This is a genomic window from Shewanella benthica KT99, assembly GCF_000172075.1.
Classification (GTDB): Bacteria; Pseudomonadota; Gammaproteobacteria; order Enterobacterales; family Shewanellaceae; genus Shewanella; species Shewanella benthica_A.
Genome location: NZ_ABIC01000013.1, coordinates 30,288 through 43,317 on the forward strand (window position 1 = coordinate 30,288; position 13,030 = coordinate 43,317).

The following is a 13,030-nucleotide window of genomic DNA, read 5'->3' on the forward strand; positions in this document are numbered from 1 at the left end:
AGGGAAGAATTGATGAACTTTCGCACTTCGTATCTTGTCGGTCTGATGGCCTCAGCTCTACTGGTTTTTTCTGTAACTCCGCTGGTCCAAACGGCTTTTGCTGCTGAGCCGCTGAAGATCACGGGCCCCGATGGTGAGGTGAGGCAAACTAACCGTCAGTATGGCCCGACTCGGTCTTCCGATACTTTCTGGAGCATCGCTCAAAAGGTTCGCCCTGATAACAGTGTCACCATCTATCAAGTCATGGCGGCCATCTATGATGCCAACCCTCATGCCTTTTTTAATGCCAATTTTAATAGTCTAGAAAAAGGCATGATACTGCTCATTCCGTCAAAAGACTTGATGTTGGCCATTCCTAATAGCATGGCGAAAGCGCGAGCCGAGAGAGATGATAAAGGCTGGAAGAAAACGACTCAGCCTAAAGTTGTGCAAGCAACACAAGCAACTACGAGCACGCCAGCCAGACCCGTCACCTTACCTATTACCCCCGCCGATACGAGCGCGGCTCAGAAACCTGAAGCAAACCAGGATTTAACCGAGCTAACGGCTAATCTCGACGCGGCGGAAGCTAAAAACCTGCAACTCACAGATGAGCTAGCTAGGGCTCAGGATCAGTTGGATTTAGGTGAGTCAGATACAGAAATATTAAAGAATAAGATTGCCGAACTCAATGAGCAGGTTGCGATTTTAGAAGAGCAACTGCAAGCCAGTAAGTTGCAAGGTGCAGGCCTTACTGAAGAGGTTAAATCTCTACAAGAGCAGGTTAATACGCCTCAGGCTGCTGAGCCTGAGGAAGATACTGACCTGTGGCGTAATCTGATGAGCAACCCTCTGATGTTAATCGCGGCTATCTCCATTCCAGCATTACTGTTATTGCTGCTGTTGTGGTTATTCTTAAGACGTCGCCGTGATGAAGGCGCAGGTACAGACGAACAAACTGCTAAAGAAACAGAAGCTGAAGATACATCGGCGCCGAACGCCCCAGCCGAGGCAGAAGTAACACAGGCACCAGCAGGTGAAGATCTTGAAGCCATGGCAGTTCATCTCGATAGCCAAGATGATGATTCCATCGATTCACTGATGAACATAGATACGGCAGAGTTGCAGCCGGAAGTGGATCTTGCCGCGGATATGTTTGTTGACCTAGGTGAAACTTCGAGTGAGGAGGAGCCTGTCGAAGAGGAAGGTCAGTCTCTGGATGACCTTTGGGCCGAGGCGATGGGGGAGCAAGATGAAGAGGAAGCTAAAGCGGGTGCTGATGACCTAGATTCTCTATTAGCGGGTTTCAATGAGCCTGCCGATGCAGCAAGTACCCAGATAGAGACTGCGGCTGAGAGTCAGAGCGAAACCCAGAGTGAGCTTGTCGCGGAAGATGATGTAGATTCACTGTTAGCTGGCTTCGATGACGCGGCCGATGCAGCAAGTACCCAGATAGAGACTGCGGCTGAGAGTCAGACCGAAACCCAGAGTGATCTTGTCGCGGAAGATGATGTAGATTCGCTGTTAGCGGGTTTCGATGCAGCTGCCGATGTCCCGAGCGATGATGCTACTAATCTTGCAGAAGAGATTGCTGCCGAATTAGAGCAAGATGTCACTATGACCGCCGAGGAAGATACACCCGGTGAAGAGCTTGTTGAAAAAGAAAGTGCTGACAAAGAGGGCGAAGAAGATTTAGACGCCTTGCTGGCTGGGTTCGATGCGCCTGCACAGGACACTCGCGGCGAGACCACTGTTGAGGAAGTCGATCTTAGCGAGGCGATTTCTGCCGAGCTCGAAGGTGAAGTCGAGACGAGCAACCCAGATAGCGAAGATGATCTTGAATCCTTACTTGCCGAGTTCGATATTGCCGATGCTGGTATCGTCGACCGGCTCGATAAAGCAGAAATACCGGACGATAGCTTGCTAGAGCCAAGCCCTGAACGTGAGCCTAGCGGCGACGATGCGCTGGACTCATTGTTAGCCGATCTTGAGGCTGTCGATCCTAAAGCGGGTCAAGATCCAGTGGCCAGTAAACCTGCCGGGGGCATGTTTGCCGATCTCAAAGGCGGTAAGAAAGCCGACAACAGCTTGGATTGGGAGTCGAGTGCCGATGTGCAAGAGCCTGTCATTGCACCCGCGAGTAATGATGAGCTGCTAAGCCCATCATCGGAAGCTAAAGTAGCAGATAGCGAAATCTCCTTGAACCAAGGTGATGAAGAAAAGCTGACTGTCGACGAGGCTCTTGCCGCTCTCGATGCTAAAGAGGTGTCTAAATCTCCTGTGGTCGCAGTGCCCGAGCATGACCTTAGCAGCTTCCAGAAGGACAATGGTTTCATCGATATCGATCGTCTCCTCAATGAGGCCGATGAAGAGGTGGTGGACATGGACCAATATAAAGAGCTCGATATCGATATGGGAGAGCTGGACAGCCTGATGGGTAATCCTGCCATGGTGGACGTCGATGATGAAGAGAACTCGGTCAATGCTAAGTTAGATCTCGCCAGAGCCTATATAGAGATCGATGATAACGACAGTGCTAAAGCCTTGATTAAAGAGGTGCTGCTCGATGGTAATGACAGGCAGAAAGAGGAAGCTAACGGTTTAATCAATTCCTTAGATTAAATTTGTCCCCCTGCTGAAAATAACGGCGCATCAAGCGCCGTTTTTCTTATCTGTAATTCAAGTGTGTGCTAAAATCCGCGCCCAAATAGGTCAAACAACTTCTCTGGGTTTTCTTCATAACGAGCTAACCCCCATGATTGATTGCATGAGTGGTGACAGAGATTGGTTCAAAGAGGGTGTATGCGAGTAGCGTTAGGTATCGAATATGATGGCAGCAAGTATTATGGCTGGCAACGTCAGCTCGAAGTCGACACGGTTCAGGCTCAATTAGAGCGAGCCCTGTCAAAAGTAGCCAATCAGCCCATTAGCGTTCACTGCGCCGGTAGAACCGACTCTGGTGTTCATGGTACGGGACAAGTGGTCCACTTCGAGACTACGGCTATTCGTAAAGAGAGTGCCTGGACCTTAGGTGTGAATGTCAATTTGCCCGACGATATCGCGGTCAAATGGGTGAAGCTGGTTGATGACGATTTTCATGCTCGCTTCTCTGCGACGGCCAGACGTTATCGTTACATCATCTATAACTATCATTTAAGACCCGGGATCTTACGTTCGGGTGTGAGTCATTATCGAGGTCAACTCGACGAGGACAAGATGCATCATGCGGCGCAGCATTTTGTCGGTGAGCATGACTTTACCAGTTTCAGGGCGCTGCACTGTCAGTCTAAAACCCCGTTTCGACATGTCCATGAGGTCAATGTGACCCGTCAGGGCATGTACTTATGTGTGGATATCAAGGCGAATGCCTTCTTGCATCATATGGTGCGAAATATCGTAGGTTCATTGATTGAAATTGGTTTAGGTCACCAGAATGAAGACTGGATTGTCAGTCTGTTAGCACTCAAGGACAGAAGCAAGGCGGCCCCTACGGCGAAGCCGAATGGGTTATATATGGTCGATGTGACCTATCCGGATAAATATGAACTGCCACAACTAGCACTCGGTCCGCTATTTATGTTGGATTGATGGCGCTGCAAGGCATCTATACCCAAACCACTTCAAAATACAGGATTCAGCATGTCGAGAAGTGACAGAGTTCAAGGCATGAAAGAGTAGTACTAGTTATTATAATTCAATATTTCATAACGCAGAAAAATGTTGCTTCTCGCCTTGCCCTGCGGGAGCTCCCGTAGAATAACTGCACTGCGTTAGTGCTATCGACAAGGGAGTAACCATTCTCTCAATCACTGCCTTGTTCAGCTATCCTACGGGGGCTCTGAAACGAGCACCTTGAGGTAGCTTGGGTATATATCGGCACCACTGTGTGGTGGAATTTTTAATTAATTATCAAGAGCCAATAACCATGTTTAACGCTCCCGCTCAAGATGCCAGTTTAGATACCTGGTTAGATTACTTGCTTGCTATACACCCCACTGAGATAGAGATGGGGCTTGGGCGAGTATCACAAGTGGCCGATCGACTCGGGCTTAGGGATCTCGGCACCACTAAGGTGATCACCGTTGCCGGCACCAATGGCAAGGGAACCACCTGTGCCATGGTCGAACAGGTGTTACTCCTGGCAGGGGAAAGCGTTGGCGTTTATAGCTCGCCCCATATGCTCAAATACAATGAGCGGGTTCGTATCGATGGCAAAGATGTCGATGACGGGCTTTTTATTCAAGCATTCGACGCCATCAATCAGGCTCGTGGTGATGTTTCCCTGAGCTACTTCGAGTTCGCCACCTTGGCTGGCTTATATATCTTTAAAGCGGCTAAGTTAGATACTGTGTTATTGGAAGTTGGACTCGGTGGCCGCTTAGATGCCATCAATATCATCGATGCCGACATTGCCGTTATCACCTCAATCGATCTCGATCACCAAGAGTATCTTGGCGATACCCGAGAGTCTGTCGGCATGGAAAAAGCGGGCATCTTGCGCGCCAATAAACCCGCGATAATCGGTGAACCCGATTTACCCCCTTGTGTGGTCGAATATGCCAATGACTTAGGTGCTGTATTGCATCGTGTCGATCACGAATTTAGCTACAGCAGTGATGCCGGTTTCTGGCAGTTTAGCGGCTTGAAAACCATGAGTCATATTCCCATGCCTTCGCTGCCATTGCCCAATGCGGCAACGGCGCTAGCCTTGCTTGAGCTGGGTTGGCCTAGGCTCAGTGATGACATCATACGTGCAGGCATACAAGGGGCCAGACTCACAGGTAGGCTCGAAGTGGTCAGCGAGCAGCCTCTGGTCTTGCTCGACGTTGCCCATAATCCTCATGCCGCACGTTATCTGGCTAAACAGCTTGAAAAGCATCAAGCTAAGCGCTTATTTGCCTTATGTGGCATGTTAAAAGATAAGGATTGTCGTCAAGTTATCGAGACTCTGGCACCTTTGGTCGATGTGTGGGCATTTACCAGCCTGAAAACTGAGCGTGGCGCCTCAGGAGAGGCCCTCAAAAAAGTATTTGTCGAACACGTTCAACATACAGATGGCACATCGGCCGATGCTAAGCACTTCGATTCAGTAGAGTCGGCTTGGCGCGCAATTGCTGCAGAAATATGCCAAGGAGATGTAGTAATTGTATTTGGCTCCTTTTACACTGTGGCAGAGTTTAAAAATATCGAACTGGGTGGTCGTGATTAATCATGGATACAAAGGATAAAGAGCAAGATAACAAGTCGTCGGGTTATTTTCAGAACCGCTTAGTGGGCGTCATCGTCTTCGTTGCATTAGGGGTCATTTTCCTCCCCGATGTTCTCGATGGTAAGAAGGTGCAACAAGAAGAACAATTTTTTGAGATCCCCCTGCGGCCTCAAGTGGCCGAGATGACCTTGTCAGATGAGGCGATACAAGCGGTCGATCTTAGTGACCAGGAGCGAGCATTTCAGTCTGAAGCGCAGACCGCTATATCTGATTCAGCAAAGTGGCAAGTGGTCGAGACCGAGCCCAAATCGCAGCCACAGACGGCGAGCGAAAATGTGCAGCCACAGAGCAAGCCCAAGAGTAAACCTAAAGTTAAACCCGCTGTGAAGCCGGCTAATAAACCTGTTTTTGAGCCTGTTGCACCGACGAGTTCAGCCTATACATTGCAACTGGGCAGTTTCAATAATGCCGCCAATGTTAGAGGCCTCATCAGCAAGCTTAGGGTCGGAGGTTTCAATGCCTATACCTTGCCGACTCATCCCGTCGATGGCAAGCTGACTAAGGTGTTTGTCGGGCCTGAATTCTCCAAATCTAAGCTGCAGTCGCTGCAACCTAATATCGAGAAGTTGACCAAGCTTAAAGGACGAATAGTCTCTTATCGGCCAACAGCCTTTTAAGCTAAAATGGTGATTAGAGGTCGAAACAATAAATTATCCCATTTGGGGGTGAGAATGTGCTCGGTCTCTGTTAAAATCCCGCCGTCTTAACCCTATGTCGGATGATCATTAAATGGTTTGGATCGATTACGCCATTCTCACTGTTATCGGAGTCTCGACTCTAATCAGCTTGCTTCGTGGTTTCGCTAAAGAAGCCATGTCCTTAGTCGTCTGGTTTGCAGCCTTCTTTGTCGCGAGTCAGTTTTATCAAGACCTCGCGGTTTACCTCACCCAAATGCAAGATGAAATGCTTCGTAATGGCGTCGCAGTTGCTATTCTATTTATAGCGACACTTATCATCGGCGCGCTGATTAATTATCTCATCGGTCAGTTGGTCGATAAAACTGGCTTATCCGGGACCGACAGAGTCTTGGGCCTGTGTTTTGGGGCCTTGAGAGGCGCCTTAATTGTCAGCGCGTTACTGTTTTTCCTGGATGCGTTTACGGGCGCACCCAATACGGATTGGTGGCAGAACTCAACACTCGTGCCCGAATTCGGCGTTGTTATCCAGTGGTTTTTTGACTACATAGAAAACACGTCAAGCTTTGTACCCCAAATATAAAATGCATTAAAGCATTAGTAGGTTTAGCTTAAATCGATACTGACTTTTGCGACTAAAAATTATAATTATCAGAACATCTTACAATGAGGAATCTCACCCATGTGTGGTATCGTCGGAATAGTTGGCCGGTCATCGGTTAATCAGCCTATCTATGATGCACTAACCGTACTCCAGCATCGCGGACAAGATGCTGCAGGTATCGTGACTGTTGATGGGAATGCGTTTAGATTACGTAAGGCCAATGGTCTGGTTAAAGACGTATTTGAAGTGAAACATATGCAACGCCTGCAAGGTAACATAGGTATCGGTCATGTCCGTTACCCCACCGCAGGCAGCTCGAGTGCATCTGAGGCGCAACCTTTCTACGTAAACTCGCCATTTGGTATTTCATTAGCCCATAACGGCAACTTGACCAATACCGTAGAGTTACACAAGCGTCTGCGCAAGCAGCGCCGTCATGTGAACACCACCTCTGACTCTGAAGTCTTGTTAAACCTGTTGGCCGATGAGCTTCAGCAGTGTACCAACGAGAGTTTAAGCGCCGATGAAGTGTTCGATGCGGTTGCTAATGTGCACACCTTGATTCGTGGTGCCTACGCCGTCGTTGCCTTGATCATAGGTCAAGGCATGGTCGCTTTTCGTGACCCATTCGGTATTCGTCCTCTGGTACTGGGTAAGCAAGAGACCGAGAACGGCGTCGAATATATGGTTGCCTCCGAGAGTGTGGCGCTCGATTCGGTTGGCTTCACACTGATGCGAGATATCGCGCCGGGCGAAGCCGTGTATATTACTCAAGATGGTGAGCTATACACACGTCAGTGCGCTAAAGATCCCGTCTACGCACCTTGTTTATTCGAATTCGTTTACTTCGCACGTCCCGACTCAACCATAGATAAAGTCTCTGTCTACGGTAGTCGGGTGAACATGGGCGCTAAGCTAGGTGAGAAGATTAAGCGTGAATGGGAAGATCATGATATAGATGTGATTATCCCCATTCCGGAAACGTCATGTGACACTGCGTTAGAGATAGCGCGTCACTTGGATCTTCCATATCGCCAAGGTTTCGTTAAAAACCGTTATATTGGCCGTACTTTTATCATGCCTGGTCAGCAGGAGCGTAAGAAGTCGGTACGTCGTAAACTCAATGCCATAGGTGTCGAGTTTAAGGGCAAGAATGTCTTGTTGGTCGATGACTCTGTGGTACGTGGTACGACTTCAGAGCAGATCATTCAGATGGCTCGTGAAGCCGGCGCTAACAAGGTGTATTTTGCTTCTGCAGCACCGGAAATTCGCTTTCCTAACGTCTATGGGATCGATATGCCAACGGCGAGTGAGTTGATTGCTCATGGTCGTGATGTCGAAGAGATCAGTAAGATGATTGGTGCCGATGGCATGATCTTCCAGGATCTTGACGATCTGATTGATGCGGTTCGCATGGAAAACCCTGAGATTAAGCGTTTCGAGACCTCGGTATTCGATGGCAATTACATCACTAACGATGTGGATCAGAATTATCTGGATCACATCACTCAGTTACGTAATGATGATGCTAAAGCTAATCGCAACCAAGATATCGGCACTAACTTAGAGCTTCATAACGTTTGTCATCCATAAACACTCGCTTAACTGCGAGTGTCTTCTTAGGGAAGGCGAGTTAACGTGTAGAAAGCCGACATATCAAGTTTGAGTGTCGGTTTTTTTATGGTTCAAATTTGGGGGGAATGAAGATGGCACAGGAAAATAGATATCCAATCGGCATCACGGGTCAGCAATGGGGCGAGGCGGAAAAGGCACTCTGGTTAACTAAGCAGACGATTAAGCGCTCCTATCAAGCAGAGGTGGCCGCGAAAATTGCGCCACTTGCCGAGCACTTTCAAGTCGAGCAGTATGGCGCCTTGTCTTATCACCCCAGCGAATACCCCCTGTTTGTGGTCAAGTCTAGGCAGTGGAGTGAAGATAAGCCGACTGTGTTAGTCACGGGCGGGGTTCACGGCTATGAAACAAGTGGCGTACAAGGGGCGATACGTTTCTTGGAAACCAAGGCTAAGGCGTACGAGGACAGGTTTAATATCCTGGTAGCCCCTTGCGTCAGCCCCTGGGGATATGAAACCATCAACCGCTGGAATCCCAATGCCCTAGACCCTAATCGCTCATTCTATCGAGACAGTCCTGCCGAAGAGTCGGCGGCCTTGATGGCGTATATTGCAGATTTAGGCATTGATATCACCGTGCATATCGATCTACATGAAACCACAGATACAGATAACTCAGCGTTCAGGCCTGCCTTAGCGGCCAGAGATGCGGTGGAGCATAGCAATTGGAATATCCCCGATGGTTTTTATCTGGTGGGCAACACTGAGCTGCCGGCCGAGGCGTTTCAAACTGCAATTATCGAGTCGGTGGAGAAGGTTACCCACATAGCCCCAGCCGATGATGTTGGTAAGCTTATCGGTGTCGCCCTGTCTCAGTTTGGCGTAATCAACTATGCCACTAAGGCTCTGGGACTGTGTATTGGCTTTAGTGACAGCATCTATGCCACCACGACAGAAGTGTACCCGGATAGCCCTAAGGTCGATGATGAAAATTGTATTTTAGCGCAGGTAGCGGCAATCACAGCTGGATTGGATTATATCTTGCCACTTTCTTAATCGTTAAATGATAATCATTCTCAAGTGAATTTACACAATAACCAGGTTTTGTTGGCTATAGTTGGGAGTTATTACCCGCTGTGATTGCAGCTAGTGTCGCTTTAGGCTAAAGTTACTGGTAATTTGTACAGTAGTTTGAGTTCCCGTTATGATTCTTTATATTGCAGAAAAACCTTCCCTCGGCCGAGCCATCGCCGATGTGCTGCCTAAGCCCCATAAAAAGGGTGACGGTCATATCATGGCGGCGAACGGTGATTGTGTTTCCTGGTGTATCGGTCATCTGTTGGAGCAGGCCGAGCCCGATAGTTACGATGCCGCATACAAGTCGTGGAAGTTTGAACATCTGCCTATCATTCCCGAAAAGTGGAAGATGAAGCCTAAACCTAAGACCCGCAGTCAATTGACCGTGCTTAGGGGCTTAGTCAAAAAAGCCACTCAACTGGTTAATGCCGGCGATCCTGACCGGGAGGGCCAGCTGTTAGTCGACGAGGTGATCTCTCATTTTGGCGTCAAGGGCGATAAGCTTAACCAGACACTGCGTCTGCTGATCAGCGATCTCAACCCCAAAGCGGTGAAACGTGCACTGGGTCAGATGCGCAGTAACCGCGAATTTATTCCCCTGTCTACTTCTGCCTTAGCCCGTTCTCGTGCCGATTGGCTCTATGGTATGAACATGACCAGGGCCTACACTCTACAAGGGCGTAAGGTAGGTTATCAGGGCGTGTTATCAGTAGGGCGAGTGCAGACTCCCTTGCTAGGTTTAGTGGTTCGCCGGGATGAAGAGATAGCTAAGTTTGTTTCTAAGTCTTTCTATGAGGTTCTGGCCAAGCTGACGACAGAGAAAAATGAGGCGTTTACCGTTAAGTGGCAGCCCAGTGAAGCCTGCCAACCTTATATGGATGAAGAAGGCAGAGTCTTGTCTAAAGGGCTGGCGCAGAATGTTGCCGGTCGCATCAGTGATAAACCGGCACAAGTCACTCAGGTTATTGCCAAAGATAAGCAGCAAAATGCGCCTCTACCTTATAGTCTGTCTTCGCTGCAGATCGATGCAGCCAAGCGATATGGCATGAGCGCCAAAGAGGTGCTCGACACCTGTCAGACGCTTTATGAGCGACACAAGTTGATCACTTATCCCAGATCCGACAGTCGTTACTTGCCGGCGGAGCAGTTTGCCCAAGCCCCTCAAGTCATAGCTGCGGTGCTATCAGGGGCTGGTGAGTTAGTCGAAAAAAGTGATAAGCCAGATCCTAAGATTAAATCTAAGGCCTGGAACGACAGCAAGGTCGATGCTCACCATGCCATTATACCCACAGAAAAAAGAGCCAATCTCTCCAGTCTGAGTGCTCGGGAAAAACAGATTTACCTGCAAGTGGCGCGTCAATATCTTGCCCAGTTCTATCCGCCTTACCTCTATAGCGAAACTGAAGTTCATGTGTTGATCGAGGGCGGTCACTTCAAGACCAAGGCAAAGCAGGAAAGGGCGCAGGGGTGGAAGCAGCTATTTACGCGAAATAAGTCTGGTAACGCAAATAGCGCGAGCACTGGCCAGGAAGACGATGATGAGTCACAGCAGAAGTTGCCAGCGCTGAAGAAGGGTCAGTCTTTGCATTCCGGGACTGGCGAGCTAATCGAGAAACAGACCCAGCCAGCAAAACATTTTACCGATGCCACTCTGCTTGGCGCGATGACAGGGATTAATCGCTATGTAACGGATCCCGAGATCCGCAAGATATTGAAAGATACGGATGGACTGGGCACCGAAGCGACCCGAGCCGGCATCATAGAATTACTGTTTAAGCGCACCTTCCTCAGCAGGCAAGGAAAAACCATTATCTCCACCGAGGTCGGCAGGGGGCTGATCAACAGTCTACCTTTGAGTGCCACTACGCCGGATATGACCGCGTTGTGGGAGAGTAATCTCGATGCCATCAGTCGCAAGGAAGCTAACTATCAAAGTTTTATGACGCCACTCATCGACTCGCTTAGCCACTTGATCACTCAGGCTGGCTCGCAGCTGCCGACAGCCTTAAAAGGGGTCAAAGCGCCTAAGAGCAGCTTTAACAAGCGTCGCTACACGAAGAAGAAAGCCAAGAGTTAATCATAGGTATTAATCAATTACAGGATGAAGGTGGATACCTGAGAGCTGAGATCGTTGGCACGCTCTTTCAGTTTCTTGGCTTGTGATAAGTCAGCCATCGCCGCTAGGGTTATCTCATCGGTGACATCTTTAATCGCGACGGTATTTTGGGTTATTTCATCTCTCGGTATCGATTACTGACTGAGTCGTAAGTGAAGCCCGCATCACTCAGTTTCTTCTCAAGCTGATCACCGGGAATATCCAGATCATAAAAAAGAGCCTGCTTATCTTCACAGGTGAGACGCAAGTGCTCATTGACTATGCCGATCAAGATATCACTGCTTAAGTTTGTTAAATGGTAATCCATCGCTCTTCATCCCGTTAGTATGTGACCTTTCTTCTTTAGGTTTAGTCTAGTTAAGCTAGGCTTGCCATTCACCGTTCAGCAAAAGCTTTTAAACATCGAGAAAACGCCTGGGTATACAGCGTGTCTCCTACGGCACTCAGCAGGCTAAATCTTAATCCAGGACATCGGCGCACTTTTGGATGATTCAGTGAGTTTGCCTCTAATCGAGCTAAGCCACTACTTGCTCTTTACCATAAAGATCCAAAAACCATTGAGATTCGCTTCGATGTTTATCTTGCTTTCGATGAGTCGGTATCTCAATGGAGGCGTGAAATGTTGCGTTGTCGTCAATCCCTGCACACACGCAACTTATTGACTCGAAATTATGGCTTCGATGATCGAATATTACCCGTAAATGCCGAAATAGCGGCTGAGCTATAAATTGACCGCTCTTCTCTCCATTCACGCAAGATTGTTTATAGACTGACTAGCTGTCATTATTTGTGGATTGAATGTTTAACTGACAATCAAACTTTAAAGAGGTCACATGCTAGAAAATATAAACCGCTTTTTCCCTATCTTTGCACTACTCGGTGCTACAACGGCTTATTTTATGCCGCAGTGGTTTATCGAGCTTAAATTCTTAATCGTGCCTCTGCTGATCATTATCATGCTTTCTATGGGCTTAACCCTTAGCTTAGATGATTTTTCTAGGGCGCTTAAGCAGAAGCGCGCCGTGTTGGTTGGTCTCATTCTGCAATTTAGTATCATGCCTACCAGTGCACTGCTTATCAGTTTAGCCCTAGGCTTAGATCGTGACCTGATCATAGGTATGGTGCTGGTAGGTAGCGTGGCTGGTGGCACTGCTTCAAACGTGGTCTGTTATCTGGCAAAAGGCGATGTGGCATTGTCGATCACCATGACCGCACTTTCCACCTTGGCAGGCGTGTTACTCACCCCATTGATTATTAACCTGCTCTTGGGGCAGATGATAGATATTCCACTGTCGGCAATGCTGATAAGCTTGGTCAAAATTGTGCTTATGCCAGTGGCGGTTGGTGTGTTAATTAACCACTTCTTTCGCTCTGTGATCAGTAAAATTACGCCGCTACTGCCTCTGGTGTCGATACTGGCCATTGTTATGGCAATCACCATTATCGTGGCATTGAATGCGGCTCAGTTCGATAAGGTAGGCCCAATTATCTTAGTCGCTGTAGTGTTACATAACAGCCTAGGACTCATACTGGGTTATACCTGTTGTCGTTTATTAGGGTTCAGCCACAAGGTCTGCAAGACCATCTCTATCGAGGTTGGTCTGCAAAACTCCGGCCTGGCCACGGCGTTATGTATCAAGTTTTTCAGTCCCGCATCGGCGCTACCTGCTGCGATATTTTCTATCTGGCATAACTTGTCTGGCGCCTTATTAGCGGGGTATTGGTCGAGGGAACAGCAGAAAAATCTTAAACAGGATTATGTGGCTGATAAATAGAGCC

Annotated in this window: 10 protein-coding genes; 9 read left to right on the plus strand and 1 reads right to left on the minus strand. The window is 48.4% G+C overall.

Annotation, left to right across the window (positions count from 1 at the left end; all coding sequences use genetic code 11):
- Window positions 1-12 precede the first annotated feature (12 nt).
- From KT99_RS08200 to KT99_RS08235, 8 genes are all read left to right on the plus strand, one after another.
- Window positions 13-2,601: a FimV/HubP family polar landmark protein gene (locus KT99_RS08200; protein ID WP_005498858.1), complete on the plus strand. Its 2,589-nt coding sequence runs from the start codon at window positions 13-15 to the stop codon at window positions 2,599-2,601.
- Between the two features lie 180 nt (window positions 2,602-2,781).
- On the plus strand, window positions 2,782-3,567 hold the full coding sequence (gene truA / locus KT99_RS08205) for a tRNA pseudouridine(38-40) synthase TruA (RefSeq protein WP_005498860.1): 786 nt from the start codon (window positions 2,782-2,784) through the stop codon (window positions 3,565-3,567).
- Window positions 3,568-3,904: 337 nt separating this feature from the next.
- Entirely contained in the window at window positions 3,905-5,188 is a 1,284-nt protein-coding gene (gene folC, locus KT99_RS08210) for a bifunctional tetrahydrofolate synthase/dihydrofolate synthase (protein WP_005498862.1), read from the plus strand.
- 2 nt (window positions 5,189-5,190) lie between these two features.
- On the plus strand, window positions 5,191-5,865 hold the full coding sequence (gene dedD / locus KT99_RS08215) for a cell division protein DedD (protein ID WP_005498863.1): 675 nt from the start codon (window positions 5,191-5,193) through the stop codon (window positions 5,863-5,865).
- A gap of 112 nt (window positions 5,866-5,977) precedes the next feature.
- Window positions 5,978-6,466, plus strand: a complete 489-nt coding sequence (locus KT99_RS08220; protein ID WP_005498865.1) for a CvpA family protein — start codon at window positions 5,978-5,980, stop codon at window positions 6,464-6,466.
- A gap of 99 nt (window positions 6,467-6,565) precedes the next feature.
- Window positions 6,566-8,080 (plus strand): amidophosphoribosyltransferase, encoded by a 1,515-nt coding sequence (gene purF, locus KT99_RS08225; protein WP_005498866.1) that lies wholly within the window; start codon window positions 6,566-6,568, stop codon window positions 8,078-8,080.
- A gap of 113 nt (window positions 8,081-8,193) precedes the next feature.
- Window positions 8,194-9,114, plus strand: a complete 921-nt coding sequence (locus KT99_RS08230) for a M14 family metallopeptidase (RefSeq protein ID WP_040571764.1) — start codon at window positions 8,194-8,196, stop codon at window positions 9,112-9,114.
- A 148-nt stretch (window positions 9,115-9,262) separates the two neighbouring features.
- Window positions 9,263-11,212, plus strand: a complete 1,950-nt coding sequence (locus KT99_RS08235) for a DNA topoisomerase III (RefSeq protein ID WP_005498870.1) — start codon at window positions 9,263-9,265, stop codon at window positions 11,210-11,212.
- Between the two features lie 151 nt (window positions 11,213-11,363).
- On the opposite strand, the gene KT99_RS08240 is transcribed toward KT99_RS08235, so the two are convergent.
- Window positions 11,364-11,558, minus strand: a complete 195-nt coding sequence (locus tag KT99_RS08240; protein WP_005498872.1) for a DUF4250 domain-containing protein — start codon at window positions 11,556-11,558, stop codon at window positions 11,364-11,366.
- Between the two features lie 526 nt (window positions 11,559-12,084).
- On the opposite strand from KT99_RS08240, the gene KT99_RS08245 reads away from it, so the two are divergent.
- On the plus strand, window positions 12,085-13,026 hold the full coding sequence (locus tag KT99_RS08245) for a bile acid:sodium symporter family protein (RefSeq protein WP_005498873.1): 942 nt from the start codon (window positions 12,085-12,087) through the stop codon (window positions 13,024-13,026).
- Window positions 13,027-13,030: the final 4 nt, after the last annotated feature.